Source organism: Pseudomonas sp. NIBRBAC000502773, from assembly GCF_006517195.1.
Taxonomy (GTDB): domain Bacteria; phylum Pseudomonadota; class Gammaproteobacteria; order Pseudomonadales; family Pseudomonadaceae; genus Aquipseudomonas; species Aquipseudomonas marginalis.
The window spans coordinates 5,961,245-5,988,033 of record NZ_CP041189.1 but is presented as its reverse complement, the minus strand read 5'-3'; the positions used below and the strand labels follow the sequence as shown (position 1 = coordinate 5,988,033).

The window sequence follows — 26,789 nt, the reverse complement described above, 5'->3', positions numbered from 1 at the left end:
CGGTCTGATTTAACGGGCCACTCTATTTTGGACAGGGTGCATTGGGGCAGACTTTGGCGATGTCTTTTTGGAGAGATGCCATGGTTTTCATGTACCCAAAGCCGTCGCGCGCTGAACGTGCGGCGGCAACCAGCGGTCGGCTCGTCTTGGATAGCTCACCCAGTTTTGGCTATATTTGGCCAAAATACGTGGAGCACCTCATGATTACCGTACCCTTGGGCGAAGCAAAGAATAACCTGTCAAAACTGGTGGATGACGCCGCCGCCGGCAAAATTATCACCATTGCCAAGCATGGACGTGCGATGGCACAACTCGTTCCCGTGGGGAAATCCAAAGGTCAGCGAATTGGCGCGATGAAAGGAAAGCTCGTTGTCCCCGAGGACTTTGATGCGCCCCTGCCAGGCGACCTGCTGGATGCGTTTGAGGGCAGCCATCCATGAGAGTGCTGCTGGATACCCATGTTCTGCTCTGGGCACTGACTGACGACCCGAAGCTATCCAGCAAAGCCCGACGACTGATCGAGAATGCCGTAGAGATTTACGTCAGCGCGGCAACCTTCTGGGAAATGGCGATCAAGGTCGGCCTTGGAAAACTCGATGCAGACCTGGACGAAATCCGGGGATATTGCCTTGAAAGCGGTTTCGTCGAACTGCCCATCACCTCGGAACACGCGATTGCCGTAAAGGATCTTGAGCCTCATCACAAAGACCCTTTTGATCGGCTTATCGTAGCGACAGCCATCAGTGAACCGATGAGGCTATTGACCGCCGACACGCAGATTGCCCAGTACACATCCTTGGCAATCCTGGTATAGCCCGCACCCACGGCCTGGAACTCAGAACACCCACTGCCCGATCAACCACGCATTGGCCCCACTGATCAGCGCAAACAGAAACCACGCCAGCACCCGGGTATGCAGGCGATTGACGAACGGCCCCATCAGTTGCTTGTCGCCGGTCATGCGGATCAACGGGTACAAGGCAAACGGCAGTTGCAGGCTGAGCACCACCTGGCTGAGGATCAGCAGCTTGCCAATGGCCTGGTCGCCCATCAGCCACACCCCGAGAAACGCCGGGATCAGCGCCAGCCCACGGGTGATCAGGCGGCGTTGCCAGCAGGGAATGCGCAGGTTGAGATACCCCTCCATGATCACTTGCCCGGCGATAGTGCCGGTAAAGGTCGAGCTTTGCCCGGACGCCAGCAAGGCGATGCCGAACAGGATGCTGGCAAAGGCGCCGCCCACCAACGGGTCAAGCAGGCGGTAGGCGTCCTGGATCTCCACCACCTCAGTGTGCCCGGTCTTGTAGAAGGCGGAGGCGGCGAGTATCAGGATCGCAGCGTTGACCAGCAGGGCCAGGGCCAGGGAGCCGATGGTGTCGATCCGGGCCAGCTTGATCGCATCCTGTTTGCTGGCGAGGTCTTTGCCGATCAGACGGGTTTGCACGACCGAGCTGTGCAGGTAGAGGTTATGGGGCATCACCGTGGCGCCGAGAATACCGATGGCCAGGTACAACGGCGCGGCATCGCTGATGGCCGACAGTGATGGGGTAAAGCCGCTGAGCACATCCGGCCAATACGGTTTGATCAGCACCAGCTCAATGAAGAAACACACACCGATGGTCGCCACCAGCGCCAGCATGATCGCTTCCAGGCGGCGAAAACCACGGTTCTGCAGAGCCAGCACCAACAGCGTATCGAAGGCGGTGATGACAATGCCGGTGGTCAGGGAAACGCCCAGCAGCAGGTGAAACGCCAGGGCGCAGCCGAGCACTTCGGCGAGGTCGGTGGCGATGATGGAGATTTCCGCCAGCACCCACTGGGTGCGTGCGGAGCGTTTGCTGTAGCGCTCACGGCATAGTTGAGCCAAGTCCTTGCCGGTAGCGATACCCAAGCGCGAGCACAGGCACTGCACCGCCATCCCCGCCAGGCTGGCCAGCAGCACCACGAACAACAGGCTGTAGCCGTAGCGCGATCCGGCTTCGATAGCCGTGGCCCAGTTGCCCGGGTCCATGTAGCCGATGGAGATCAGCAGGCCGGGCCCGGCGAACATCAGGATGCGTTTGAAGAATGACGCCTTGGGGTCAACGACAACGGAGCCGGCCACTTCCGGCGGGCAGAATGGAGCGGTAGCGATTTTTGGCAGGCTGAATTTCACACGGTATCCCAGGCAAACACACTCGACAGAGGCTCAGCTTATCAGTCGGACGCAACCGTGCGCATCACCGTGTCCCGAGGCAGGTCAAACGCCTCCACGACCTGCACCACCAGATCCACCTCCTGGTTCAAGGCTTCACGCTCCATGCGCTGGCGAATCACCCCGATCACCAGCACGGCCAGGGTGGTGATCGAGTACGCCGGGCCGGAAAACGCACGTACCCCGCTCACCAGCAGCATCGCCGCCGCCAACGCCTGGCCGACCACCGGGATCGCGGAGACCGCACCACGACGCAGGATAAACCCGGTCAACCCGGCCAGCGCCGTGCCGCTCAACGCCGTAGTGGCTGTTCGGCCGAGATCGAAACGGCTGAACAGACCCTGCTCCTTTTGCGCGGCCGCCTTGAGTTCAGCATCGAATACCTGGCGGTCGGCGTGGCTGAGTTTGTCCTTGTACTGCTCGAGCAGTTTTTCCGCGACCTGGGCTTCGAGGTCAGCCAGTGCCACCGTTTCAACGGGCTCGGCAAACTTGATTCCCAGTCGCTGCGCCACCTCTTCGGCAATCTGGCGATAACTCACGCCGTGGCCGCGGGCCAGGTTCATAAAGCTGTCGCCGCCCATGCGCTGCAACTCGATGGCCAGCTTGAGCGGCTCGCGCACCGTGGCGTCGATCGATGCACTGCGCTTTTGCGCCATCAATTCGGCCAGGAACGCCAGCTCCTCCGGCCGCGCCTGCACCAGGGCCGCCAACAAGTCGGTGTCCTCTTCGGCAAAGCGTACCTCGCTGCTGCGCTGGTCGGCGCGGATCAGGCCGCGCCGCTCCTGCAACAGGTCGGTGTACTGCACCACGGTCTGCAACTGCGGCCAATAAGCGGCGTGATCGAAGGTGGCCAGGTGCACATTGGTAACCTTGGCCTTGAGCGCCGGCATCACCGGGATCGCATACCGGCCGATGCACCGCTCGGTGTCCGGCTTCATGGCCAGGGCCCAGTCCTTGCTGGAGTGGCAATTGATCACCCGCCCCTTGAGCGGCGCACACACTTCATCCCAAGGGCTGGACGTACAGATCGCCCCGCCCATCAACAGCAGGTTGTCCAACGGCAGTTCCCGTGCAGTTTCAGGGCTGGCCAGCAGGCTCTTGACCAGAATCCGCGCCCCCAGGGAATGCCCGATCAGGTTGATACGCCGCACCTCCAGCGCCTCGCCATGCAGGTAGCTGGCCAGCTCCGGCAGCAAGCTCCTGGCCACTTCGTCCACCCGCGCCTCGACGCTTTTGTAGTGGTCGAGAAAATAGGCAATCGCCTTGCCCACGCCAACGGTCGCGGCACCGATGCTGCCACCACCCAGCATCGCGGCGATCACCTCCTTGAAGGGCGCAAACAAGTTTTCCAGGAAATGCCCCGCCGGCCAGAACAGCATCAGGTTGGTCGAACCCTCGATACCCGCCAGCTGTTGCTTGAAATTGCCCAGCTGTTGCCGGTTAAAGAACGCCGAGTAACCGTGAACATAGAGATTGAGCACATCGCCCTGAGGCTCGCCGCACAATACGAACGTGGGCTTGCGGGTGCGGTGCATTTCATCCCACTGGTGCTGCATGGGCCGGTGACTCCTGGTGACGAGGGACGGCGATAATAACAAAGGGAGGCCCGTAGAACGGTGAATCCTGACCGGCGTGGCACTGGCAAGGGATCAGAACTGCGCCGCAGCCTTTGATCTGGCCAGGTAGCGCGCCGGCGAATCTCCCAGGTTGCGCCGGAACACGGAGGTGAATGCACTGGAACTGCTGAACCCCAATTCGAACGCAACATCGGTGATGGCCGCGCCTTGGCTTAGCCGTGCGGTGGCCTCCAACAGGCACACCTGCTGGCGCCAGGACACGAACGTCATCCCCGTGCCCTCGTAGAAATGGCGAGTGAAGGTGCGTCGGCTCATGTTCGACCAATCAGCCATCTCGTCGAGGGTGATTTTTTGCGTGGGTGCATCCAGGAAACGCTGACAGGCTCGTGCCAGCCGTGGCTCGCCAGGCAATGGCGCGCTGAGGGGCAGCTCAGGCATGGCTGCGATTTCATCAATCAACAGCGTCAGCACGCAGTGATGCCTCACGTTGGGTAATGCTGAGGAGTCGATAGCCAGCGCCGCCTCCAGTAAATGCCTGAGCAGGGGCGACACTTCAAACACCTGGCAGCGCTCCTGCAACCGCGCCCGCTTAGCGGCATCGGCGTCCAGATAGGTATTGAGCATCACCACATCCCCGCGCATCTGCATTTCATGGGGCACACCACCCGGCACCCAGATCGCCCGCTGCGGCGGTACCACCCAATTGCCGAGATCGGTGAACATTTTCAGCGCGCCGGTGGAGGCATAGGCGAACTGGCCACGTGAATGGGTGTGCCGCTCAAAGACGGTACCGCTGGGGTATTCGCGCAGCGTTACCACGGCTTCTGGACTGGCGGAATCAAAGGTCGGAATCATGGCCCGATTTTGTCAAGATTTGGCCTTGCATAGCAAGCGGGCCAATCAGCCACTCCCTAATATTCACTGTATTAGAAAAGTGTAATGACCAAGGGAATATTCGATGCTGAAAAAACACCTGGCGTTAGCTGTGCTCGTCACCCTGGTGTGGGGGTTGAATTTCCCTATCACCAAATTGGGCCTGCGCACGGTTGACCCGTTTATTCTCACGGGCGTCCGCTTTGCCCTCGCCGCCCTGCCGCTGGTGTTCTTCATCAAGCGGCCCGCCATCAAGTTCAGCTACGTGGCCGCCTACGGCTTTATCTTCGGGCTGGGTATGTGGGGCGTGATCAACTATGGAATCGAGAGGGGTGTGAGCCCCGGCATCGCGTCATTGATCATTCAACTCAGCGTGTTTTTCACCATGGGCTGGGGTTGTGTGTTGTTCAATGAGCGAATCCGAGGTCCGCAGATAGCCGGCGCGGTCCTCGCATTGGCCGGCCTGCTCGGGATTATCTCGACTCAAACCGGCGACCACGCGCTGTTGGGTGTCCTGCTGATCGTGCTCAGTGCCCTGGCCTGGAGCATCGGCAACGTCATCATCAAGCAATCGGGCGTCAAAGAGATCTTTTCGTTCATGGTGTGGGCCAGCCTGTTTCCACCGATTCCACTGTTCCTCATGGCTTGGTGGATGCACGGTGGCGCGCCATTCGAACACTTAACCGCTAGTCTCGACCTGAGGGCCACCGGATCCATCCTTTTTCAGGTCTACCTGGCCACACATTTTGCCTATTGGGGCTGGAACTCGTTGCTCAGGCTGTATCCCGTGTCTACGGTGGCGCCGCTGTCATTGCTGATTCCGGTATTCGGAATCGCCGGTTCAATGCTGATCACCGGCGAGCACCTCTCCACTACGAACCTGATCTGTATTGCGGTGATCATCGCAGGCTTGGCAGTGGGATTAGTGCCTGGCTACAGACCGAGCCTGGGAAAAAACCCAAAATAATCTTCGAGCAAAAAGTCGCCGTTCAGCGATCAGTTCTGGTTGGGATGTGCTCAACAACATATTCAACCAGTTGACTCAGGCTTTGCTCGAACGTCTGGTTAGCCGTATCAATGACCAGGTCCGGGTTCAAGGGCGGCTGGTACGGTGCATCTATACCAGTGAAATCGAGAATTTCCCCGGCCCGAGCCTTGCGATACAAGCCCTTGGGGTCACGCAGCTCACACGTTGCCAGGTCTGCTGCGATATAGATTTCGTGGAAAGACGTGTTGCTGGCAGCGGCGCGGGCACGAGCGCGCCCTTCACGATAGGGGGAGATGAATGCCGTGATGCAAATCATGCCTGCATCGGCGAACAGTGCGGCTACCTCACTGACCCGGCGGATGTTCTCTGTTCTATCGTCTTCTGAAAATCCGAGGTTGGCGTTAAGCCCTTTGCGAACATTGTCTCCGTCCAGCGTGTAGCACGCATAACCGGACCTCAACAGATGCGCTTCCAAGGCCATCGCCAAACTCGACTTTCCGGACGCAGAAAGGCCCGTAAACCAAAGTACAGCACCTTGTGCACCCATATAATAGGCGCGCTCAGCCTGGGTCACATGATGGCTGACAGACGTCAAGTTAGGGGTATTGAAAGGCGACTTCATAAGTTAGATCCAGCATCTCTCAACGCATGAGTTAGACGGTGCGGAGCATTCTACTCAGCACCGTTCGATTATGGCCAATCGTCTTGGGCACTTCAGACATGAGTATATCAAGAGACGATCACCTCCCAACTTCTGCCTGGTAGGTGGATAAATATTCACGGGGAAAGGCGTACTGTTCCAATCCGCTCAAACCGCAAACAATTGCCTCACGCCATTTTTCAAGAAATACCGTCGAGACCTTGCGCTTATCAACACTGACTCCGGCCGTGTGCAGCAACCGTCGGCTTCGCCGCTTGGAGTTCGGGTCGTTTTCAATGTAATACGATAGGAAACTGCGCTTTATCGAGTTCAAGTGAGGTAGCAGGAACTGCTCGGGTTTCCCCCGTTGATCGGCTGACAGTACTTTCAGCATTCGATTCAGCACTCTCATAGCCTGCAGCTCATGGCCGGTCAGAGAGCGGTTGTGCTGAATGCTCTGCGGAGAGCGAGGCCTCAAGGTAAAGCCTGCGTGCCCCTCAATCATATTGTAGAAACGATCGGGGTCGTCACGTAGTAACTCTACGGGAATAACCAGCACATTTGAGGCACCAAACAGTGAAGCGTACAGACTGCACAACCTTGTGTAATTCAGAAGTTCGAGCAACATCGCATGCCAGCGCTCGGCAAACACGCGAGGATTTTCAGAGGCGCCTTCCTTTACCGCCTGATTGTAATAGCTGTCCAAAAACGACAACGGACTTCTTGTCACAATCAATACTTTCGCGTCGGATAACTCGTGTTTCAGCGCAGACGCTACCAGGCCTTGGTAGGTTTGAATTTCATCTGTCGTTACCGGCCTCGGCGCCCAACCGCAGAGTTCTTCACTGCTCACGAAAACAGGGGTGTCGGCGAGTGGAACATGTGGCGCTATCGTCGATTCCCCCGGCCCGCTCAGATAAGCGCCCAGCGAAGCACCCTGAACTATATTTTGCGCGTAGTTGTGCCACTGCAACACCTGCACGTCGCCCCGTTGCTGTGCCGCGGCCTGTATGTAGGTCGACGCTGACTTGGGCAGGCCAATATGAATGAGCTTCATTAAATATCCTGTTGGAGGTCCCCGAAAACAATCGGCGCCACCCCATGAGTAAATTCAACGCCCTGCAGTTGCGGCAGGCTTTCGCGATCAGCCTAGGTCAGTTTCGTCGCCTGAACCTTGGCCACCCCATCCTTGGGGGCGATCAACTTTCCTTTCAGCCAGACACGTAGATTGACGTGCTTATCTTCCAGCAACCACGCGAGCAAGGTTGCGAACAGTATGCATATAAATACCGACAGCCAAGCATTAGGTACGCGCGATGAATCTATATATTGCCCCACCAGGACGCGAATAGGTTCATGTGTCAGGTACAGCGCATAGGACACAAAAGCGCCCTTCGCAGCCACCCATTTGAGCGGCGATGGGATATGAAGATCTTTGCATGCCAGTACCACGAGCATCAGTCCTGCACCTGAAAAGATCAACAGTTGCAAGTCATACATATTTACTTGACTGGCAAGCGAAAGTTTCTGGAATCGCCAGAGGATCCCGGCCACAACAGCCATCAGGGGAATAACAACCTGCCGCCAACCGATCTGGGGCGCATAAACAAATATAGTCGCGCAGGCAGCCCCCACAAACCACTCCCATGCCACCGACTCCCACACGGTGAAATACCCAACCACGAACGTCGCTGGAACTGCCAGCAGCATTGCAAACGCTTTCTCAATTTTTCCCATCGATCGCCAAAAAAAGGCAATGCCGAAAAAGACGTAAAGCCACCACTCAATGGCGATTGTCCAAAGAACACTGTTGCCCCCATAAATCCTTATAGGCGGCACGCCCTCTATCATCCTGGCAAAAGGCGTGTGCTGAAGCTGAAAAAGATGCCCGACAGAATCCCAGGCCGTTGGCGGCGCCCGGCCCAATAAAACAATACAAACCAGAAAGGTGATTATCAGCCCCGGAACATATAAAACATATATCCGGCTAAAGCGATCAATCATGTATTCGCCAAAGCTGTACTTGGCTTTACTCAGGCATTGATAGGCAATAAGAAAACCTGAAAGCCAGAAAAACACAACAACCGCCAGGCTTTGAAATGGCATTACATTGCCGAACCAACTGTCAGGTACCACCACTGAAAAGGTATGCCCCACCAGCACCACAAACGCTGCCAGCGCGCGTATTGCGTCGAGCATGGTCGACTGGCCGGTGGATAATCTATTAGTCACGAATATATCCCTTATTCATTATTCTTCGAAAAAAAACTTCTATTTCAACGGAGTTGACATGCAGAGATAAACGCGTCTCCGCCATATAATCGTGCAACCATCAGCGGATGGCACTGACGCACAAAGAACACCACACCGCGCAAAAAACAAAAAACCGTCATTCAAACGAGAATGACGGTTTGTTCAAGATTGGCCGTTTCAGGCGGGCGTCCGCATCATGTCGATGCCCGCTCCAGCAGACGTACCGCGATATCCCAATCCTCTGGCGTATCAATATCCAGCGACTCGCGACTGTCCGTCATGACTAACGGCACCGTACCGGGGCCTACAAAACGCTTCTGCTCACGAAGCACGTCTGGCGCCAGCAGGTAAATCGAACCGTCCAGCGTGTAGGCCGGTTCCAGATCCTGAGACCGCCTCGACAGGCTCTCCCAGCCGAGGAATGGCGTCATCGTGTCCCCATCCAGCCTGAAACACCAAGCAGGATGGGAACTGGCAGCAGTCACACTGACCACGGAGCGGGAAACGTCTTGCTGGAACTGCACTACCGCGCGCCGAATGGATTCTGCCGAACGAAAGGGCGACGTCGGCTGAAGCAACATGACAGCCTCTACCGCGCCATGAACCGCTTCATACTCATCCAGCACCTGCACCACCACATCAAAACTGCCAGCAGTATCAGTGGCCAGATGCGCGGGCCTCATACTGAGAACATTGCCACCAAAGGCGCGGGCAACGTCTGCAATAGCCAGGTCGTCCGTGGAAATCACCACATCGGTAACAACGCCACTTTGCAGCGCAGCTTCAATTGTCCATGCAATCAACGGCCGCCCACCCAGAACCTTGATGTTCTTTCCGGGCAGCCGCTTGGATCCGCCCCTTGCGGGTACGATTGCAAGGATTTTCATTTCAGCGCCACAAAGTCGCTCAACATCGACAATCCGACCTTGCCACTTTTTTCAGGATGGAATTGAGCGCCCCACACATTGTCGCGCCCGATGACAGCCGCCACCGCAGTATCGCCGTACAAGCAATCCGCAACGCGATGAGCACCATCGTCAGGCACAGCCATGTAAGAGTGCACAAAATAGACCGCGCTGTTATGCGGTTCTATCGAGGCCAGCAATGTCCCGTCCCAGGATTCGCGCCCTGCGGCACACACCAGGTTGGACCAACCGATATGCGGGATTTTCAGACGAGCACCGCTGCTATCAACGGCAGGTATGGGTTCTACCGTACCCGGGATCAATCCCAACCCGTTGATAAGGCCAAACTCGTGACTGCAATCGAGCAACAACTGCATGCCCAGGCAAATACCGAAAAGTGGCGCACCTGATGACGCGTACTCTTTGATTGCCTGATCCATTCCGTTTGCCGACAACATCGTCATTGCATTGGAAAATGCGCCCACACCCGGCAATAGAACTTTGGTGGCGTCTTTCAACGCATCGGGATCGGAAACCAGATTTACCGTCGCACCACAGTGTTCGAGCGCCCGGCGGACGCTGAACAGGTTACCTACACCATAATCGATAACAGTAACTACATTACTCATAGGTTCGAACCCGGATCCCGCCAGCAGATGCTTCTGTTCGGATGTCAGCCAACGATGCTCGCTTAAAGTGAAGAATGTCAGCCATGGCGACCGCATCCGCGCCCTTCCTGACCACCTCGACCGCATCCTGGGCTTTACCCATGCCGCCGCTGGCTATAACAGGAATATTGACTGACTCGCTCACCGCTTGAACAAGCGCCAGATCGAAACCTTTGCGAGTTCCTTCGCGGTCGACTGAAGTCAGCAAAATTTCTCCGGCCCCCAGCGCTGCGGCCTGTTTTGCCCAGTCAACGACGTCAATGCCCGTGCTTTCCCGGCCATTGTCGGTGAAAACCTCCCAACGTTCCGGCGAGACGCTTTTTGCCTCAATAGACAAAACCATGCATTGGCTGCCAAAACGTCGAGCGATCTCGGTGATCAACTGCGGGTTGCTTACGGCAGCGGTATTGACCGCCACCTTATCAGCGCCACATCTCAACAGATGAGCAACATCGTCGGCCGATCGCACACCTCCGCCGACGGTCAGGGGAATGAAGACATTCTCTGCCGCCTGCTTGATCAGCTCGCTCAGGCTGTTGCGCCCGTACAGACTCGCGACGCAATCCATATAGATCAATTCATCAATGCCCTGCTCGTAGTAACGCAGGGCATGTTCGTTAGGGGACCCGACAACGCGGAGCCCCTCAAGATGAATGCCTTTAATGAGATTGGCACCTTTCACATCAAGGCGGGCAATCAGTCGCGTGTTGCTCATTCAGCGTTAACCTGAGGATTCCAGGGCGTGTAACGCAGTTTCCACTCGCCATCCACCACATGCCAAAGGTGCGGGGAGCGGAAACGATCGCACGTTTCCAGGAACTCTTCACGGGTCATGCTGATGTAGTCGAGGAATTCCTTTTCGTAGCGCGATGGATATTCACCCTCATAACGCTGCATCAACGCAATTGCTTCGTCCTTGTCGATGTGGTGGTTACGAATTTCCTGAGCGGAGTCCATCATCGAGCGGCCTACGCCGAACTTGATCCAACGGGTGAAGTAGAAGAAACCGTCGACCTTGTCATCGAGGCTGTTGTACTTGGAGTACGTCCCCTCAGTGCGAACAGGGTTGGCTTCGAAGCCGGTATTCTCTACGGCGTAGTAGTAGGCTTCCTGCGGTACCCATTTCTTGTAGTAACCCAGGTATTTGAAATCGATACCCTTGCGCTCAAGCACTTCGGCGGGCATTGGCAGGTAGCTTTTCAAGTCAACCAGAGGAACGCCTTCATCCAGGTATTCGCCGATTTTCTTGCCGCCCAGATAAACGTCGCGTACGTCTTTGCCACCGAAATAATCCAGCGAAAAACCCTCGCTTTCCGCTACTTCGTTGGCTGCCGCGTAGCTGGAGGTTTTATGGGAAATCTTTTCGCCATATTCGCCGGGCATTTCTCCGTAGAAGATCAACGGAATATTCAGTTGTGCTGCCATTTTGGCAACGAACGTCTTCTGCCCCAGGATGAATGGCTGGAACGGGTGCAGCAGGTTGATTGTTGCATTGCGGGTCAGCAGGCGGTGAATCTTGCCATTGGGGGTATACAGATAGTTATCGAAGCCACCCACATGCAGCCACTGCTGGAAGTTTTTCCAACCGATATCGGTATACAGATGCGGCGACCAGGTCACGGTCAGAGGGTTCATGCCGTATTTGTATTTCAGCAGGTGAGACTGCATCGCGCTGTCCTTACCACCGCTACCACCGACGATGCAGTCATAGGTGCCGTCGGTCTTGCGATGTTGATTGCACAACTCGACGAGTTCACGCTCGCGCTCATCCCAATCGATTTCGCCGTCTTCCTTGAGAATGTTGAAACGGCAAGCGTGACATACACCCTCCTCGTCGAAACTCAAGGTTGTCTTGGTCGAGCCATTGCTGTGCGCGTATTCATTACTCGACATCGGCTGCTGGTTCGACATGTTGCATTTTTTGCAGAACTTAACGTCGCGCGGCAACCCGTAATAAACTTCCAGTTCACTTTTTGGCTTGCTGAACCTTGAAAGATCTATAGATGAACCCGGGGCAATTTTCAAAACCAATCTCCAATCACGAAATTATTTATTGAACAGTGTACTTGTACGTGCCAACAGCGGATCGTTGGGCCTGCATCGCTACCGCCCCGCGTGCTGCACGCGCTCGAACAACATTGGTATATCGCTCTGCCCCCCAATAGACGAATTCATCGAGTACCTCGGGGCCCACACGTAGATACCAGCGCTTACGTGTATTCGGTTTATCAGCCGCTCATTGAGGCCGACATTCCTTGTCGCTTCAGTCGGATAACGTTTTTTCCTTCAGTACTGCCTGACATCATCTGAAAACTGAGCTCTATTGACGCGCTCAGACGCACAAGCCTTGCGCAGTCCCATTTCATGGATTGCGACCAAGGGCCTGACAGGCGCATTTTTAAGGGGCATCGTTCAACTGAGCTCATGATCTTTTGGACTGAACTTTAAATTTCGACTCACGGATCCGCATTGGAGAGCTCACTACCAAATGCCCCGCCTGCAGGTCCCTGACCAACGTACTTCCCGCTGCCACTATGGCACTCTCGCCAATGCTGAGGCCTTGTAGCGTAGTTGAACCTGCACCCACAAATGCGCGAGTCGCCACTTTTACTCCACCGCATAGAACTGCCGCGGGAGCAATGTGTACATGGCTTGCGATTATACAGTCGTGATCGATTCTGGCCCCGGTATTTATTATCGTGTTGGCGCCTATGACGGAGTCGGGCTGAATCACTGCCCCCGCCATGACTTGGGCACCCGCCTCCAGCACCACAGTGGAGTCGATCCAAGCTGCCGAATGCACAAGCGGCGCAAAGGTAAAGCCCTTGGCCGTCAATTCCAGAAATACCTGCATCCTGCGATCGCTGCCGATGACCTGTCCCAGACCATTGACCAATGACACTTGGGTTGGATCCAGCCTATCAAGTGCCTCATCCCCCCCCAGCACCCTTACGCCACGCCAGCATTCGATACCGCTCTGCGCCAGGCCAGGATCGCAGACCCCCTTCACTACCGCCCCCATCGACTGAAGCAGCGCCAATAACACTTTCGCATGCCCCCCAGCGCCGAGAATGACAAATGGCAGCAGGGAAACGTCGCGACCTGACCCAGTCATTCGATGATCTCGCCGGCACGATAGTTACGAGAAGCTATCGCTCCAACGCGCTGCCACAAGTGCGTCGCAGGCAAGCCGCTGCCCGAGCGCGCGGTGGTGAGGTCGGCGCGGGCGAACGGCTGCCCCGACGTGATTTCGCGGGCTGCCACTACCTGCTGACGAGCAGCCTTGCGAGTGTCCCACTCACTGGGTTGTGGGGATTTTCCCGGCTTCCCAAGAGCCAATTCCAGCGCTCTTATCTGCCTCACCATGTCAGCCAATTCCGACGGTTCCAATGAGGCCTTGTGATCGGGGCCAGGCATGGAGCGATCCAACGTAAAATGTTTTTCGATCACGGTCGCGCCACGGGCAACCGCGGCAACAGGCACCAATAATCCTTCCGTATGGTCCGAGTACCCTACTTCAAGTCCGAATGCTTCTTTCAACGTATCCATGGCCCGAAGGTTTACTTCCGCCATCGGCGTAGGGTATTGCGACGTACAGTGCAACAAGGTGACATGACCAGCCAAACGGCCTCTTGCCTCATCATCACTCCAGCACCGCCAAACCTCGTCCATATGTGCCGGTTCGGCGTCATTGCACAGTGCGTGCGCAACAATAGCCAGACCTTGCTCGACCTCACTCAGCGTGGCCATGCCCGTCGACAGGATGAGCGCCTTCCCGGTCTTGGCAAACTGCCAAAGCAGCGGCCCATTGGTCAATTCCCCAGAAGGAACCTTGAAGAACGGAATACCCAGCGAACAGAGAAAGTCCAGGCTATCGCTATCAAAAGCCGTGCTAATAAATTCAATGCCACGGGCTTTGGCATGGCGTTGCAAATCGGCGTGCCAGGCACGAGGCAGCTCAAGCTTCTGCAGCATCGCTAACTGACTTTCAGCCGCGTCGGTAGTTTCCTGCTGATACAAGGCCTTGGGCGCGCTTGCGGAAGCCAATTTACGGGCATCAAAAGTCTGGAACTTTACCGCATCCGCTCCGGCGCTCGCGGCCATGTCGACCAGTTCGAACGCCAACTCGCGCTCACCATTATGGTTTACACCGGCCTCAGCAATAACGTACACCGCATCTTTTTTGGGTAGTTTCATACGTCAACTCAAATCATGAAATGTTTTGTGACTCGATAGGCCACAAGTTTCAAGAACGGCCACAATAGCCTCGGCGACTTCGCCCTGCCCGTACGGGTTGGTTGTGTCCCTGCAAGATTGGGCAAATGGCGCACTCAGTGCCAACGCAAGCGCCGCGACGATGGCGTCTTTATCCGGCGGGCAGGCTAATACAGAGTCCGCACAAAGCCGGCCAGCCTGACGCATACCAATATTGACGGTTGGCACGCCAAGAGACGGCACCTCGATGATCCCACTGGAAGAGTTGCCGACAACCGCTGAGGAGCGTGCAACGACACTGAGATAACGCCGAAAACCCAATGAAGGGATCGCCAATACCCGATCAGCGTGACGGGCAGCAAAATCCTCAAGCAGCGGAATGATCGCGCGACCACCATTGTCGGCGTTCGGGTAGGTCAGAATGACACGATAATCCGCGAACTCCTCCAAGGCCAGCAACAGGGCGCTGAAGCTCTGCACCGGGTCCTCGGCCAGTGCCGTGACCGGGTGGTAAGTGACCAGGATGAGCGGTGCATCCACGGCAAACTGCAGGCTCTCGCTCAACTCCTGTGCCGACATAAGCGGCGTGCGCCTGATGTGATCAAGCCCCACCGCTCCGACATTGAAGACCCGCTCGGGGCTTTCACCCATCTGAATGACACGCTGCCGATAGGGCTCGGCCGCCACGAAATGCAGATAAGCCATTTTCGTGATTGCATGGCGAATGGCGTCATCGTAGGCACCTTCCGTCAGCTCCCCACCATGCAAATGAACCACGGGAATGCGCATGACCAACGCAGCCTGAACAATGCTCAGCGCCTCGAATCGATCCCCCAGCACCACCAGCATCTGCGGACGCAACCGATCCAGAGCATCAGCGAATCCCAGCGTCCCCAACCCCATGGATTTGGCTACGCCGACGTCGGTATTGGAAGACAGCAGCATCTCGACCTTGGCGCCGATGGCAAAACCATCGAGCTCGATTTGTCGCCAAGTCTCTCCAAACTCAGGAGAAAGGTGCATGCAACTGACGATGGTTTGCAGCTCAAGCAGCTCGCTGGCCTGAATGCCTTTCATCAGCCAATACAGCAAGCCGTACTCAGCCCGAGTACCGGTAAAGACGGCGACGCGACGTTTCATGAGCGTCCCGCAGGCGGCACGCTGCTTGGCAGGTTGACGATACGCGCCTCCAACCAATGCGAGTTACTGAGATCACCCTTCAAGCAATGCTCGTAAGCCGGCAAATGGTTCATCAATTTCCAGATGGGGCGAGTCATGACTCCACTGTCGTTGGTCGCTTTCAGGAGTTCGTCACGCTGCGTCTTGTCATTGCAAATGACTGCGTTCAACCAGTAGTTGGATTTGCCATGCGCCGGCTCGGTAAAAAACTGCAAGTCGGTTTGTGCCAACTCATGCTTGTAATTCATCGCAAGCTGTCGCTTGGATACCAGGAACGAATCCAACTGTTCCAGCTGCGCACAACCCAGGGCCGCATTGAGGTTCGGCAACCGGTAGTTATACCCCACTTCGTCATGTACATATTCGTAGGCATGAGGCTGTTTGGCAGTAGTCGTCAGATGCTTGGCTTTAACGCCCAGTACCTCGTTGGTCAGCAGCATGCCGCCACCGCCAGTGGTGATGATCTTGTTGCCATTGAAACTGAGGGTGCCAATCAGCCCGAAGGTGCCGGTATGACGCTCTTTGTAAGTACTGCCTAGAGACTCGGCAGCATCTTCCACCAACGCCAGCCCCCAGCGAGTACAGACCTCCATGAGCGCATCAAGCGCTACGGGATGGCCAAATGTATGCATTGGCAGGCAGACCCTGACCACACGGTCGTCACTTCGCAAGCGGCAAAGGCCATCGGCGTCGATAAACGCTTCGGACTCAAGCCATGCATCCAGGGCTGACGGCGAAAGGCCCAAGGTCTCGCGATCGACATCGACGAAAACAGGCTGGGCGCCACAGTAGGCAATGGCATTGCATGTAGCGACAAAAGTCAGGGACTGAGTAATGACCAGGTCACCCGGCTTCACTCCCGCCAACAAAAGCGCTACGTGCAACGCAGCAGTACCGTTTACGGTAGCGACTGCGCGTTCACTGCCCGTGTAAACCTGCATGTCCCGCTCGAAACGATCTACAAAGGCACCCACGCTGGAGACGAAGGTCGATTCGATCGTATCTGCTACATACTTTTTCTCGTTACCGGAGAACACGGGGGCATGCAACGGAATGAACTCATTTGTTCCATATTGATCGCGTACAAACCGAACCAGGGCATCAAACATTTCGAGCCTCAAACGTTATAAATATTGGCTTTATATTTGCTGAGATTTTGAGGCTGGGAGAACCACTCAACCGTTTTTTCCAAGCCTTGGCGAATCGAATACTCAGGTTCGAAACCGGTAAGACCGTGGATCTTTGAGTTATCACACCACAAGCGGAAAACTTCTGACTTCTCGGGACGCAGACGCTGATCGTCTGTCAGGAACTCAACATCGCTATTCATCAACTCGCGAATAAGATTGAGCGTATCACCTACCGAAATTTCAAAATTCGAACCGATGTTTACTGTTTCACCGATGGCTTGCTCGCAGCGGGCCAACTCTAGGAAGCCACGGCAGGTATCGGCGACATAGTTGAAGTCGCGAGTCGGGGTTACATCACCCAACTTGATCTGTTTCTGCCCGGCGGCGATCTGGCTGATAATCGTCGGGATAACTGCGCGAGCAGACTGGCGAGGGCCATAGGTGTTAAACGGCCGGGCAATCGTCAATGGCAGATCAAATGCGTTGAAAAAACTCATAGCCATTGCATCAGCGCCAATTTTTGAAGCGCTGTACGGTGATTGTGCCTGAAGCGGGTGCTTCTCATCGATAGGCACATACTGGGCAGTGCCGTACACCTCACTGGTGGATGTATGGATAATGCGCTTTACGCCGTTTTCCAAGGCGGCCTGACAAATATTCAAAGTGCCTTTGACATTGGTGTCCACATAACTGTCTGGCGCGACATACGAATAAGGAATGGCAATCAGCGCTGCCAAGTGAAAAACGATATCAACGCCTTTAGTGATGTGCTTGCAATAGTGCGGGTCACGCACATCGCCATTGAGCACCTCGATTCGCGACAGGCAATCGACGTCCTCAAGCCATCCCCAATAGTTGAAGGAGTTATACTGAGACAGCGCCTTGACATTATAACCTTCACGCACGAGCAGCTCGGTCAAATGCGAGCCAATGAACCCATCCGCACCGGTCACTAAAACTGTAGTCATCGTTCAACCCTTAACGTACTTGCCCCGAAGCTCCAGAGCCCAAGACACAAAAATCCAGTTACGCAAGAGTCCTACAAACGGATCCTGCTTTAAAAATTGCGATACGCGCCAAAAGACGCACATCCCTCATTGCACCAGGCTGCATATAGATAACCTGATTGGCAAAGCACAAGGCAAGGCCATCCGCAGGCACATATCTTGCACCGAACAGCCCGGCTGGCGCCATCAGCTTGCCCACCAGTAACCCTGGGGCAGCGACGACGACATGGCACGGCCCGCCATCCAGCGAAACCAAAGGTGTTGAAAATCAAACAGGGAGGAATGCTCCCGTCACTTTACGTCAAGGGAGCTTTGCCAGGATCAATTGCGAGCCGCCTGAGAGGCGCCTGGCAAAAAATCGGTGAGAATGCATCCCTGCACAAAATAGGCGCCGATCATAGCAGCTCAAAGAGCGTCGAAAAACATCCCCAGGCCACTCTTGGTGCAAAAACCGGTCTAAGTCGTTGATCCTCCACATGCCCAAGCCGCCCATCAATCACTTTTGTTGACTTACCAGACCTCTCGTGTACGCTTGGTGCGCCCCTGTTTATCAGCTGCGGCTGCACAACAGTTCGGCTGTTCAAAAGATTCGGAGCGTTATAAAGAAGTAAATAGGGAAGCTCTGCTTCGAAGTACTCCAGTCAGATTAGGAAGTCGATAAAGTGAAGGATTGGAGAGATACCGTAGTCTCGCCGAACACTCCGTTGCGCGAAGCGATTGTCCGCATCGACGCCTGTGGGATGCAAATGGCGCTGGTGTTGGATGATGAAGAAAAACTGGTCGGACTACTCAGCGACGGTGACGTGCGCCGGGCAATCCTCAAGGAAGTCCACTTGGAAACGCCTGTTGCCGAGGTGATGAATCATGCGCCGCAAACTGCGCACGCGACATCTTCCAGTAACGAACAATTGAACCTTATGCGCCGTGGGGTTCTGCACCATCTGCCACTGCTGGATGACGAACAGCGCGTCGTCGGCTTAGCCACTCTCGATGCCCTGACGGGCATACTTGAACGCCCAAACTGGGTGGTATTGATGGCTGGCGGCCTGGGACAACGGCTGCGCCCCCTGACAGAACACTGTCCAAAACCGATGCTGATGATTGCCGGAAAGCCCATATTGGAGTGCATTCTGGAGAGTTTCATCGAGCAAGGGTTTCGCAACTTCTTCCTCTCCGTCAACTACCTCGCCGAAGTAGTACGCAATCACTTCGGGGATGGCAGCAAATGGGGTGTGCGAATTCGCTATCTGGAAGAGAACAAACGGCTAGGCACAGCAGGCGCGTTGTCGCTACTGCCCAAACGCCCGGATCACCCTATTCTGGTAATGAATGGCGATCTCTTGACCCATGCACGCTTCGACGATTTGCTGCAGTTTCATGAAGATCACAACGCCGAAGCCACGATGACAGTACGCGAGTACGACTTTCAGGTGCCCTACGGGGTAGTGAAGGTCGATGGCTCGACCATTACCGGCATTGATGAAAAACCGATACACAGCTTTTATGTCAACGCGGGCATCTACGCCATTTCGCCTTCAGTGCTCGACCAGATTCCTTCTGGCACTTTTTACGACATGCCGACAATGTTCGAGGACTTGATCGCGGCCAAAAGAGCCACTACGGCATTTCCTCTGCGCGAGTACTGGCTTGACATTGGTCGCATCGAAGAATTCGAACGAGCACAACATGAATGGTCTGCGCAAAAAACCGAAAGGCAGCCTGCAAACTAACGCCAAACAGCACAGTGAATTTTCCATGAAAAAAATGCTTTTGCTTCTGACTATTTTGACCGCTACCGCTGGCAGCATTGCTGGCTGCGATCAATCGTCCGACAAACAAGGTCAGGCTCTTGGCCGCCCCGCCAAAGCGACCCCTGCGGTAACCCTTGAAAATCAGGCGCTTGAACTTGCACTGTCTTCGCCTGAAGGCGCTGCACAATTGGCTGCAAAATCCCCGGAAACCGTTGCCGTCGCGGCAATGCAAGCGTCTGAAAAGGCGCTCTCTGAAATCAAGTCCTCGCCGGAGTCGGCAATGCTGAGGCTTGATGCCTACGTACAGCTTGCATCGGCCGCTTCTGCAGCAGCCCCGCAGTCACAAGTTGCGAAAGACGCAGCCCAAAAGGCCAAGAGCGCCAAATTGCGTGCCACAGCGGCAATCAAGGATGCTAAATAGATAGCAACCTTACCAAAAAGTGTGGCGGGCGAGTCGTTACCACGAGTAACTCAGTTTCGACCGCTCCATGAACTGTGCAACGGTCGACGGCAACACTCAGAGACCTGCGAGCCGCGCTTTTTGCGAAAGAATTTCTATCCTAGTTTTCCAACACATAACGACTTCATTAGCTTAGCGACGGAGATGTCAGGACGATGCACGCAACAAAAGGTGAGGAATGAAATTGGGCTCTCCACTCCCTGGCAAAAATGTGCTTTTTGTCGTAAACGAAGCCGGGGAGTTCGTCGAGCTTCGCCGTGTCGCAGTAGCTGCCAAGATGGCAGGCTACGACGTCAGCTTCCTTTTCGTACAAGCGGGCTATATCAACCTCAAGCCTGACCGTGCGTTTTGCCGCATGAACGGCTTCGGTGCTTACTACCCGGGGCGTCCATTGAAACGCTCTCTATTGTCGATGAAGTACGAAAAGATCGCGAAGGAGCTTGAAAACGGTTATATCCCTCACTCCTTGGTGCAAAAGGCCAATCCCAAAGGTCGAGCATTCACATGGGCCGGCCTGATTCTGACGACAGTGCTCAGTCCATTTTTCAAGCTGCACGACTTCGCCACGCGCACCAAGCAAAAGCGCACGGAAAAAGCCAACAGCAAAAACTTCCAACCGTTTAACTACGCGCGTCAGTTATATAAAGTCCTCAAGCCTTCAATGGTGGTTTTCGGCCAGGAATTCCCGGGTTCGGTGAATACCCTGCTGACGAAAATCTGCAACAAAGATAACGTCCCAACACTGATCGTCCCGTTCGCCGTAGGCACGGCCAAGGAAATGGTCGAAAGCCTTTCCGACAAACCGATGTACGAAGCGGACAGGAATATCCTTAACAAACTGGCGGCGTTTCTGTTTCCGCACTGGGTCAACTACTACGCCTCGAAGAAACTCCTTCGTCTGCCCGGCCAGCGCATATTCTTGCTGGAAGCCTTCGGTTTTGCACCGGAACACCCCTGGATCCCCAATAACAGCAGCGTGACCTGCATCGCCGTCGAAAGCCCGGAAATGGAGCGTTACTATCGCCGCATGCGCTTCCCGGAGAAACAGTTGCGCTTGACGGGGGCCGCATACGACGACGTCATGCATGCCGCAAGAGAGTCGCAAACCGCCCGAGAGCGTATTTTCCGACGACTGCGCCTGGATCCTGCAAAGCCTTTGCTCGTCTGTGCCTGGCCCACCGACCAATATGGCTCACGCAGCATCCCAATGGAGTTCCAGGACTACAAGGCACTGTGCAAGGCCTGGGCTAAAGCCCTCGCAAGCGTCAGTCGCTTTACTGATTTCAATGTGGTAATTCGTCCACACCCCGTCACCGACCCCGAACTGTTGAGTGAAGTCCTCAGGCCCTATCGCCTGCATCACCGGGTGACCGATATCGACACACTCGAACTCGTTCCCGCGTGCGACCTGTTTGTCGCGTGCGTGTCGTCCACTCTGCGCTGGGCCACGGCGTGTGGAATTCCAGCTATCAACTATGACTGCTACGACTACGGCTATACCGACTTCGATAACGCCAAAGGCCTTGTTACGACCAACCGCTACAGCGTCTTCCAATCGACCCTGGAGCAATTGACCGACAACAAGGAAGCGTACGCCGAGGCCCGAGCCAATCAAATTGAATGCGCTCATGAATGGGGCCTGCATGACGGTAAATCGATGGCGAGAATTATCGACCTGTTCGACGAACTGACCAGCGCTCAGCCTCTCTCCACCCCCTTAACCAGAACCTGACCCTCATGAGTACCGAAGAAAAAATCCGCCCGCCTCTCAAGGAAACGGTCGTCAACAATTCCCGCCGTTTCGACCTGCGCGGACTGATCAGAACCCTATGGGATTTTCGATTACTGTTGTGGGTATTCTGCAAGCGGGATCTGAAGGGGCGTTATACGCAAACGATATTCGGCTTGGGCTGGGTCGTTCTGACCCCACTCATTACCGTTGGCGTATTCGTTATCGTGTTCGGCATCATGGTCAAGGTGCCGACCGATGGGCTCCCCACCATTATGTTTTACCTGGTGGCGGTCATACCCTGGTACGCCTTCATGAACGTCCTTAACCCCTCGGTCCAGATGATCGAAGGCAACGCAGGCCTGATCACCAAGGTCTACTTCCCTCGCCTGCTCATTGGCGGCGCCTACGCCGTAGGCGCGGCCGTTGACTTCCTGATCGCCTACACGTTACTGATTACGCCGTTCGCCATTATCTATGACGTCTGGACGATTCAATTGCTGCTCATCATGCCGCTGCTGCTGGCCTGCACACTCATGACAGGCCTGGGCATAGGTCTGATGCTCGCACCGTTAAATGCCAAGTATCGAGACGTGAAACATTTGGTCCCGCTGGCATTACAACTTTTTTATTACTCAACACCTGCCATTTACCCGGTCTCGGCTGTCCCGCCTTGGGCTAAACCCTGGTATGCAGTCAACCCACTCTCTCTGGTAATTACCGGTTACCGTGATGCCATGCACGGACATTGGCCAGCACAATCCACCCTGCTTACGCTCATTGCCATTGCAGTGACTTGCTTCTCGGTTGGCGTCTTTATATTCCAGCACTTCGATAAAAATGTGGTAGACACCCTATGACGTGGGCTATTCGTTGCGAGAACGTTTCCAAACTTTATCGGATCGGCAAGTCCAACGTTACAGCTGCCGAAATGATCAATATGCGTATTCGGTGGATGCTCGGTCGAGTCATTAACCCGATGCAAAAGTCGAAAACTGCGAAACCGGTGGAAACCACTCACGAATCGCACACCATTCTCGACGCCACGCAGACCCAAGACGCGCCCCCCAATCACTTCTGGTCTCTGAAGGATGTGGACCTGGAGATAAAACAAGGTGATCGAGTCGGTATTATCGGTCCCAACGGTTGCGGCAAAAGTACACTGCTGAAAATCCTGTCCAGAATCACATCCCCCTCCCATGGTGGCTTTCGTTTCCGTGGACGCTTGATCAGCCTGTTGGAGATCGGCACAGGATTTCACGGCGATCTCAGCGGTCGCGAAAACATCTACCTGAACGGCTCGATCATGGGCATGAAACCTCAGGAAATCAGCCGCCGTATCGAGGAAATCATCGAGTTCTCAGAACTCGGCGAACTGATTGACACGCCGGTGAAGCGTTATTCCTCAGGCATGTATGTGCGCCTCGCCTTTTCCGTGGCAGCGCACCTTGAGTCCGAGATTCTCATCGTCGATGAAGTTCTGGCGGTCGGTGATGCCGCGTTCCAGAGACGCTGTACCGAAAAAATGCTTCAAGTAGCCGACCAGGGACGCACACTGCTGTTCGTCAGCCACGATATGGATGCCGTCAACCGTATCTGTAATAGAGCCGTACATATGGCTCACGGCCGTATCATCAACGACAGCAAAATCGAACTGCCAAAAAGCGACGAAGACCCGCAACTTTCTACACAAAGCGTTTCAGACATCACCCGTTCTTATATACGTTCAGGCATTCAACTGACGCCGGCAGTCACTTGGGCTGAGGCCAGCGCGCCGATGTTTGACGACTGTGTAAGGCTCGATTCGATCATGGTGCTTGATCACAACGGCAATCCGAGCCCCGAATTTGACGTAAAGGAAGAGTTTGTCATCGAAGTCAAGTTCACGGTACTTGAGGCGAAGTGGCCGATTAATGTGCACCTTCACCTGAAAGACCTGGCGGGCCATTATGTCCTGGTGAGCATGGACAACCTGTACACAGGAAGCGAAATCCGGGCCGTGGGACAATATGTCGAGCGCTGCACCGTGAAGTCGCCGTTGCTCAATGTTGGGGACTATCGCATCGATGTCGAACTGTGGCCTGGCGCTGAAATCGACCACCGGATCATCAAACAAGCCGTTATCAGCTTTACCGTTGCCGATGACAGTGAGGCGACCGGGGTTCGTGGGAACTGGCCCAACGCATGGCCCAACTGCATGGTGAGGCCTCACCTGTCCTGGGACGTAGATATGCCCGTAAACCGTCAGGCGCGATAGTCAGTGGTCGCGGACAATGAGCACGCCCTTTCCCCCGCCTCTCGGGGGAAAGAGGTAATTTTGATCTCGTCTCCACATCAACTTTTACATGCTCTCTGCGCGCTACGCTTCGATAGAGAATCCAGGAATATTGCAAGAGAAAGCCCCGCCACTCTCGTGCTCTGGTCCTATCAACTAATGGACCACTCACCACACTCACAAAGCCGGCAATTCTTTGATGCTGCTCTTAAAAGTTTCCCGTTCGTCACCGCAGTGCTGCCGTCCCTGAAAGAACGAAAAGGGCCTCTGTCACCGTACCGAAAATTGTCAAAACGCTCTGAGTGGCTCCGTGAGTACTTGAATATCACTCCCGGAGAATGCCCCGCGTTCTACTACGCACACGATGCCAGTTCAGAACATACTGCGCAGGCGTTCATGCAGGCTTTAGCAGCAAAACGGAACATCTGTTATGGAGACTCGCCTGGCTTTCTCTATCCACCCACAAAACCCCCTGCCCCGGCCTTTGATGTAAGCCTTCGTGGGCTTAAACATTTGTTTTGGTTCAGCCGTGTCAACATCGACAGCGAATGGCTTGCAGCAGAGAGAGCGTTGACCGTCATCGATTTTGACGACCTGGACCGCACCCTTCCCGGCCCCGAACACAGCATCATACCTACCGAAATCCTCGTCCAGACGCTCAGCACCCTGAAAAGATTTTTTGCACCCGTACTCCAGCTTGAACAGGAAATTGCCACAAGATCAAAAACAGAGCCATCTTGGTTACTCATCCTCAGCAACTTCACGAGCAGTAAACTGACTGATGAGTCTGACGAGCTTGAACTGTATGTACAGATCTGCAGAAAATACGTGACGCCGGGCAGCACCCTATTTATTAAAAAACACGCCGGAACGCCTACCACATTCATTGCGCAGCTAATACAGCAACTTGATAACTATAATGCAAAAAAACTGCCTGACAGCCTGGATTGCCTGCCGATCGAGTTCCTAGGTCACGTACTCGAATCTTGCGGCATTATTTCCGTTTCATCCGCATCAGCGCTACTGAGCTTATTGCAAGCCCCCCATCTTATTCACGCACTGACTGCGCAAAACATTGATAAGTTCTTCAGGCCAGCCCACAAAGAATATATGACTCTGGCCAACGAAAAAATACTAAAAAACACCAGACAGACCTCACCACCACTTCGCCCAACACCTCTAAGAATTAAATAATGCTCCGTCTCAACATAAAAGCCGCTACTCCCATATTTATTGCTGCACTGATAGTCCTCAGCGTTGCAGCGCTGATCATTTCCCTGCACAAGGAGACTTACGACGACGCTACTATTATTGAAAGCATTCCCTACACCATCAGTCGGCCAGGAAACTATAGGCTTGAGCGGTCATTGAACAGCGATCGTAACGGCATTGAAATCCTTGCCAGCAATGTCACCATCGACCTTAATCAAAATACAATCACCGGACCGACTGACGGCGACAATACCGGATTCGGTATTTTTTCGTTCGGCCAAAGCAATATCACCATAAAAAATGGACGTATTCGCGGTTTCCAGTACGGAGTATATCTTTCCGGCCTCTCCGATCTCGCCACTCACTCTTCAATGCTGGAAGGACGCGATCATTTAGTCGAAGGCATGAATATTCGCTTCAGTACATTCAGAGGCATTCGGGTTGAGGGTGAGAATTCAGTCATTTCTGACAATATGGTCTCGGACATCGGTGGCGACACGACTACTGACAACGCTTATGCCATGGGCATCGAAACTTATGGCAAAGAGGTCCTCATTCAAAACAACAGCATCATGGAAGTAAGAGGCCAAGGCATTCAGGATATCAGTGAGGGAGTAGGCATTTCACTCTCGCGCTATGGCGAAGGCAGTGTCGTAGACAATAATCGCGTCGCCAATCGGGAGCTCGAAATAAGCAGCACATCCCCCGCCTGGAAAAGCAGATCAAGGTCTACTTACGGTATATGGGTAGGTGGCGATGGCATCAGGGATGTCGTCATCAGCAACAATCGGGTCAACAACTTCAAGCAAGGAATAACGTTTAAGCGATCCGAGTCGGGCTCTTTTCTTGGCAACCGGGTCACCAATGCGTTTATCCCTTATTACCTCCCCGACAATCACGACAGAACAAGAGTGGCAGATCTAGGGCAGAATACTTCGGATGAAGAGACTCTTGATTTGAAACCGGGACGGGCAACACCCGGCCAAATCGAAACCGTGGAGCCCCCTTACCTGACCTACCTTTCACCGCTGCACCGTCGCTCCAACCCGGCCTTTCTTCCTCGACCGAATCCATCCAACGGTGACGACATCATCATTGGAATCGGCGAGCGAAATATGGTCGATTACTGGTCCCCGATCGACCCAAGCAAGCCCGACAACCCCGTATTCATTGATCTGGCCGCAGGACGAGCGTCTGGCGGCGGTGGTAACGACCGTCTGATCAACATTCGAGGCGCCCAGGGTTCGCCCTACAACGACGTGATCCTCGGCGATGCCCACGACAACTTGCTGGCTGGCGGAGGTGGCAACGATCGTATTGAAGGCGGGGAAGGAAATGACTATCTCTATGGTGATGATGGAGACGACGAGCTTTTTGGCGGCCCAGGTGATGATGTTCTGGATGGGGGTGAAGGCAACGATATCCTGTGGGGTGGCCCTGGCGCTGACACTTTTATTTTCTGGAAAGGCAGCGGTGGCGGAGAAACTATCATTGGAGACTTTTCAGGTAGTGCCGGTGAGCAAGACAGAATTGACCTTGCAGGTATTTTAGCTACCTTCGAAGACGTACTGGATGCCTCGGTAGAGGTGGGCGACAACTTGCTTATCACGCTGAACGCAGATGATTCAATCTTGCTGCTCAATATAAAGAAAGAAGAACTCACCCCAGCTGACTTCATCTTCTGACATAGACATACAACTATCAGGCGCTTGCCAACCGGCTCGCGCCGCCGT

At 54.8% G+C, this 26,789-nt stretch carries 25 protein-coding genes; 10 read left to right on the top strand and 15 right to left on the bottom strand.

What is annotated here, in order from left to right; genetic code table 11:
- The first annotated feature begins 80 nt into the window (after nucleotides 1-80).
- Complete coding sequence (locus tag NIBR502773_RS27660; RefSeq protein WP_177414157.1) at nucleotides 81-440, top strand: type II toxin-antitoxin system Phd/YefM family antitoxin; 360 nt, start codon at nucleotides 81-83, stop codon at nucleotides 438-440.
- Nucleotides 437-814: a type II toxin-antitoxin system VapC family toxin gene (locus NIBR502773_RS27655; protein ID WP_065939788.1), complete on the top strand. Its 378-nt coding sequence runs from the start codon at nucleotides 437-439 to the stop codon at nucleotides 812-814. The genes NIBR502773_RS27660 and NIBR502773_RS27655 overlap by 4 nt, the downstream gene beginning before the upstream one ends.
- A gap of 21 nt (nucleotides 815-835) precedes the next feature.
- On the opposite strand, the gene NIBR502773_RS27650 is transcribed toward NIBR502773_RS27655, so the two are convergent.
- The 3 genes from NIBR502773_RS27650 to NIBR502773_RS27640 form a co-directional block, all read right to left on the bottom strand.
- Complete coding sequence (locus NIBR502773_RS27650; RefSeq protein WP_141157455.1) at nucleotides 836-2,155, bottom strand: Nramp family divalent metal transporter; 1,320 nt, start codon at nucleotides 2,153-2,155, stop codon at nucleotides 836-838.
- Between the two features lie 41 nt (nucleotides 2,156-2,196).
- A complete protein-coding gene (locus tag NIBR502773_RS27645) occupies nucleotides 2,197-3,750 on the bottom strand; it encodes a DUF726 domain-containing protein (RefSeq protein ID WP_141157454.1) in 1,554 nt (517 codons plus the stop codon).
- Between the two features lie 93 nt (nucleotides 3,751-3,843).
- Nucleotides 3,844-4,626, bottom strand: coding sequence for a helix-turn-helix domain-containing protein (locus tag NIBR502773_RS27640; protein WP_141157453.1), 783 nt, complete (start codon nucleotides 4,624-4,626; stop codon nucleotides 3,844-3,846).
- Between the two features lie 103 nt (nucleotides 4,627-4,729).
- Here NIBR502773_RS27640 and NIBR502773_RS27635 point away from each other — a divergent pair, with 103 nt between their 5' ends.
- Nucleotides 4,730-5,611, top strand: a complete 882-nt coding sequence (locus NIBR502773_RS27635) for an EamA family transporter (RefSeq protein ID WP_141157452.1) — start codon at nucleotides 4,730-4,732, stop codon at nucleotides 5,609-5,611.
- A 22-nt stretch (nucleotides 5,612-5,633) separates the two neighbouring features.
- Here the strand turns inward: NIBR502773_RS27635 and cysC are convergent, their stop codons facing one another.
- The 12 genes from cysC to NIBR502773_RS27575 form a co-directional block, all read right to left on the bottom strand.
- The gene (gene cysC, locus NIBR502773_RS27630; protein ID WP_141157451.1) at nucleotides 5,634-6,254 is read right to left on the bottom strand and encodes an adenylyl-sulfate kinase; all 621 of its coding nucleotides are present in this window, start codon (nucleotides 6,252-6,254) and stop codon (nucleotides 5,634-5,636) included.
- A gap of 118 nt (nucleotides 6,255-6,372) precedes the next feature.
- Entirely contained in the window at nucleotides 6,373-7,329 is a 957-nt protein-coding gene (locus NIBR502773_RS27625; RefSeq protein WP_141157450.1) for a hypothetical protein, read from the bottom strand.
- 92 nt (nucleotides 7,330-7,421) lie between these two features.
- On the bottom strand, nucleotides 7,422-8,504 hold the full coding sequence (locus tag NIBR502773_RS27620) for an acyltransferase (RefSeq protein ID WP_141157449.1): 1,083 nt from the start codon (nucleotides 8,502-8,504) through the stop codon (nucleotides 7,422-7,424).
- Nucleotides 8,505-8,719: 215 nt separating this feature from the next.
- Nucleotides 8,720-9,412 (bottom strand): cytidylyltransferase domain-containing protein, encoded by a 693-nt coding sequence (locus tag NIBR502773_RS27615; RefSeq protein WP_065939796.1) that lies wholly within the window; start codon nucleotides 9,410-9,412, stop codon nucleotides 8,720-8,722.
- On the bottom strand, nucleotides 9,409-10,059 hold the full coding sequence (gene hisH / locus NIBR502773_RS27610) for an imidazole glycerol phosphate synthase subunit HisH (protein WP_065939797.1): 651 nt from the start codon (nucleotides 10,057-10,059) through the stop codon (nucleotides 9,409-9,411). Before hisH ends, NIBR502773_RS27615 begins: the two co-directional genes overlap by 4 nt.
- Nucleotides 10,052-10,813 carry an imidazole glycerol phosphate synthase subunit HisF gene (gene hisF / locus NIBR502773_RS27605; protein ID WP_065939798.1) on the bottom strand — a complete coding sequence of 254 codons (762 nt, stop codon included), beginning with the start codon at nucleotides 10,811-10,813 and terminating at the stop codon, nucleotides 10,052-10,054. The genes hisH and hisF overlap by 8 nt, the downstream gene beginning before the upstream one ends.
- Nucleotides 10,810-12,009, bottom strand: coding sequence for an N-acetyl sugar amidotransferase (locus NIBR502773_RS27600; RefSeq protein ID WP_253489372.1), 1,200 nt, complete (start codon nucleotides 12,007-12,009; stop codon nucleotides 10,810-10,812). Before NIBR502773_RS27600 ends, hisF begins: the two co-directional genes overlap by 4 nt.
- Before the next feature lie 511 nt (nucleotides 12,010-12,520).
- Complete coding sequence (locus NIBR502773_RS27595) at nucleotides 12,521-13,213, bottom strand: acetyltransferase (RefSeq protein WP_141157448.1); 693 nt, start codon at nucleotides 13,211-13,213, stop codon at nucleotides 12,521-12,523.
- Nucleotides 13,210-14,295, bottom strand: a complete 1,086-nt coding sequence (gene neuB / locus NIBR502773_RS27590) for an N-acetylneuraminate synthase (RefSeq protein ID WP_141157447.1) — start codon at nucleotides 14,293-14,295, stop codon at nucleotides 13,210-13,212. Before neuB ends, NIBR502773_RS27595 begins: the two co-directional genes overlap by 4 nt.
- 3 nt (nucleotides 14,296-14,298) lie before the next feature.
- Entirely contained in the window at nucleotides 14,299-15,453 is a 1,155-nt protein-coding gene (neuC, locus tag NIBR502773_RS27585) for a UDP-N-acetylglucosamine 2-epimerase (RefSeq protein WP_141157446.1), read from the bottom strand.
- Nucleotides 15,450-16,601 (bottom strand): LegC family aminotransferase, encoded by a 1,152-nt coding sequence (locus NIBR502773_RS27580; RefSeq protein WP_065939803.1) that lies wholly within the window; start codon nucleotides 16,599-16,601, stop codon nucleotides 15,450-15,452. The genes neuC and NIBR502773_RS27580 overlap by 4 nt, the downstream gene beginning before the upstream one ends.
- A gap of 8 nt (nucleotides 16,602-16,609) precedes the next feature.
- Nucleotides 16,610-17,590 (bottom strand): NAD-dependent 4,6-dehydratase LegB, encoded by a 981-nt coding sequence (locus tag NIBR502773_RS27575; protein ID WP_065939804.1) that lies wholly within the window; start codon nucleotides 17,588-17,590, stop codon nucleotides 16,610-16,612.
- A 743-nt stretch (nucleotides 17,591-18,333) separates the two neighbouring features.
- On the opposite strand from NIBR502773_RS27575, the gene NIBR502773_RS27570 reads away from it, so the two are divergent.
- The 7 genes from NIBR502773_RS27570 to NIBR502773_RS27540 all read left to right on the top strand — a co-directional run bounded on the left by NIBR502773_RS27570 (nucleotide 18,334) and on the right by NIBR502773_RS27540 (nucleotide 26,741).
- Entirely contained in the window at nucleotides 18,334-19,359 is a 1,026-nt protein-coding gene (locus NIBR502773_RS27570; protein ID WP_253489328.1) for a nucleotidyltransferase family protein, read from the top strand.
- Complete coding sequence (locus NIBR502773_RS27565; RefSeq protein WP_141157445.1) at nucleotides 19,316-19,801, top strand: hypothetical protein; 486 nt, start codon at nucleotides 19,316-19,318, stop codon at nucleotides 19,799-19,801. The genes NIBR502773_RS27570 and NIBR502773_RS27565 overlap by 44 nt, the downstream gene beginning before the upstream one ends.
- Before the next feature lie 217 nt (nucleotides 19,802-20,018).
- Entirely contained in the window at nucleotides 20,019-21,572 is a 1,554-nt protein-coding gene (locus tag NIBR502773_RS27560; RefSeq protein ID WP_141157444.1) for a hypothetical protein, read from the top strand.
- A 5-nt stretch (nucleotides 21,573-21,577) separates the two neighbouring features.
- Entirely contained in the window at nucleotides 21,578-22,429 is an 852-nt protein-coding gene (locus NIBR502773_RS27555; protein ID WP_032885379.1) for an ABC transporter permease, read from the top strand.
- Nucleotides 22,426-23,826, top strand: a complete 1,401-nt coding sequence (locus NIBR502773_RS27550) for an ABC transporter ATP-binding protein (RefSeq protein WP_065939808.1) — start codon at nucleotides 22,426-22,428, stop codon at nucleotides 23,824-23,826. The genes NIBR502773_RS27555 and NIBR502773_RS27550 overlap by 4 nt, the downstream gene beginning before the upstream one ends.
- A gap of 177 nt (nucleotides 23,827-24,003) precedes the next feature.
- Nucleotides 24,004-25,038, top strand: a complete 1,035-nt coding sequence (locus NIBR502773_RS27545) for a polysialyltransferase family glycosyltransferase (RefSeq protein WP_141157443.1) — start codon at nucleotides 24,004-24,006, stop codon at nucleotides 25,036-25,038.
- Nucleotides 25,038-26,741 (top strand): right-handed parallel beta-helix repeat-containing protein, encoded by a 1,704-nt coding sequence (locus tag NIBR502773_RS27540; RefSeq protein ID WP_141157442.1) that lies wholly within the window; start codon nucleotides 25,038-25,040, stop codon nucleotides 26,739-26,741. Before NIBR502773_RS27545 ends, NIBR502773_RS27540 begins: the two co-directional genes overlap by 1 nt.
- Nucleotides 26,742-26,789: the final 48 nt, after the last annotated feature.

Bases quoted from the DNA above. Each gene is read 5' to 3' on its own strand.
- NIBR502773_RS27660 (WP_177414157.1), top strand. From the start codon at position 81: ATGGTTTTCATGTACCCAAAGCCGTCGCGCGCTGAACGTGCGGCGGCA.
- NIBR502773_RS27655 (WP_065939788.1), top strand. From the start codon at position 437: ATGAGAGTGCTGCTGGATACCCATGTTCTGCTCTGGGCACTGACTGAC.
- NIBR502773_RS27645 (WP_141157454.1), bottom strand. From the start codon at position 3,750: ATGCAGCACCAGTGGGATGAAATGCACCGCACCCGCAAGCCCACGTTC.
- NIBR502773_RS27640 (WP_141157453.1), bottom strand. From the start codon at position 4,626: ATGATTCCGACCTTTGATTCCGCCAGTCCAGAAGCCGTGGTAACGCTG.
- NIBR502773_RS27635 (WP_141157452.1), top strand. From the start codon at position 4,730: ATGCTGAAAAAACACCTGGCGTTAGCTGTGCTCGTCACCCTGGTGTGG.
- cysC (WP_141157451.1), bottom strand. From the start codon at position 6,254: ATGAAGTCGCCTTTCAATACCCCTAACTTGACGTCTGTCAGCCATCAT.
- NIBR502773_RS27625 (WP_141157450.1), bottom strand. From the start codon at position 7,329: ATGAAGCTCATTCATATTGGCCTGCCCAAGTCAGCGTCGACCTACATA.
- NIBR502773_RS27615 (WP_065939796.1), bottom strand. From the start codon at position 9,412: ATGAAAATCCTTGCAATCGTACCCGCAAGGGGCGGATCCAAGCGGCTG.
- hisH (WP_065939797.1), bottom strand. From the start codon at position 10,059: ATGAGTAATGTAGTTACTGTTATCGATTATGGTGTAGGTAACCTGTTC.
- hisF (WP_065939798.1), bottom strand. From the start codon at position 10,813: ATGAGCAACACGCGACTGATTGCCCGCCTTGATGTGAAAGGTGCCAAT.
- NIBR502773_RS27600 (WP_253489372.1), bottom strand. From the start codon at position 12,009: ATGTCGAACCAGCAGCCGATGTCGAGTAATGAATACGCGCACAGCAAT.
- NIBR502773_RS27595 (WP_141157448.1), bottom strand. From the start codon at position 13,213: ATGACTGGGTCAGGTCGCGACGTTTCCCTGCTGCCATTTGTCATTCTC.
- neuB (WP_141157447.1), bottom strand. From the start codon at position 14,295: ATGAAACTACCCAAAAAAGATGCGGTGTACGTTATTGCTGAGGCCGGT.
- neuC (WP_141157446.1), bottom strand. From the start codon at position 15,453: ATGAAACGTCGCGTCGCCGTCTTTACCGGTACTCGGGCTGAGTACGGC.
- NIBR502773_RS27580 (WP_065939803.1), bottom strand. From the start codon at position 16,601: ATGTTTGATGCCCTGGTTCGGTTTGTACGCGATCAATATGGAACAAAT.
- NIBR502773_RS27575 (WP_065939804.1), bottom strand. From the start codon at position 17,590: ATGACTACAGTTTTAGTGACCGGTGCGGATGGGTTCATTGGCTCGCAT.
- NIBR502773_RS27565 (WP_141157445.1), top strand. From the start codon at position 19,316: ATGAATGGTCTGCGCAAAAAACCGAAAGGCAGCCTGCAAACTAACGCC.
- NIBR502773_RS27560 (WP_141157444.1), top strand. From the start codon at position 20,019: ATGAAATTGGGCTCTCCACTCCCTGGCAAAAATGTGCTTTTTGTCGTA.
- NIBR502773_RS27555 (WP_032885379.1), top strand. From the start codon at position 21,578: ATGAGTACCGAAGAAAAAATCCGCCCGCCTCTCAAGGAAACGGTCGTC.
- NIBR502773_RS27550 (WP_065939808.1), top strand. From the start codon at position 22,426: ATGACGTGGGCTATTCGTTGCGAGAACGTTTCCAAACTTTATCGGATC.
- NIBR502773_RS27545 (WP_141157443.1), top strand. From the start codon at position 24,004: ATGGACCACTCACCACACTCACAAAGCCGGCAATTCTTTGATGCTGCT.
- NIBR502773_RS27540 (WP_141157442.1), top strand. From the start codon at position 25,038: ATGCTCCGTCTCAACATAAAAGCCGCTACTCCCATATTTATTGCTGCA.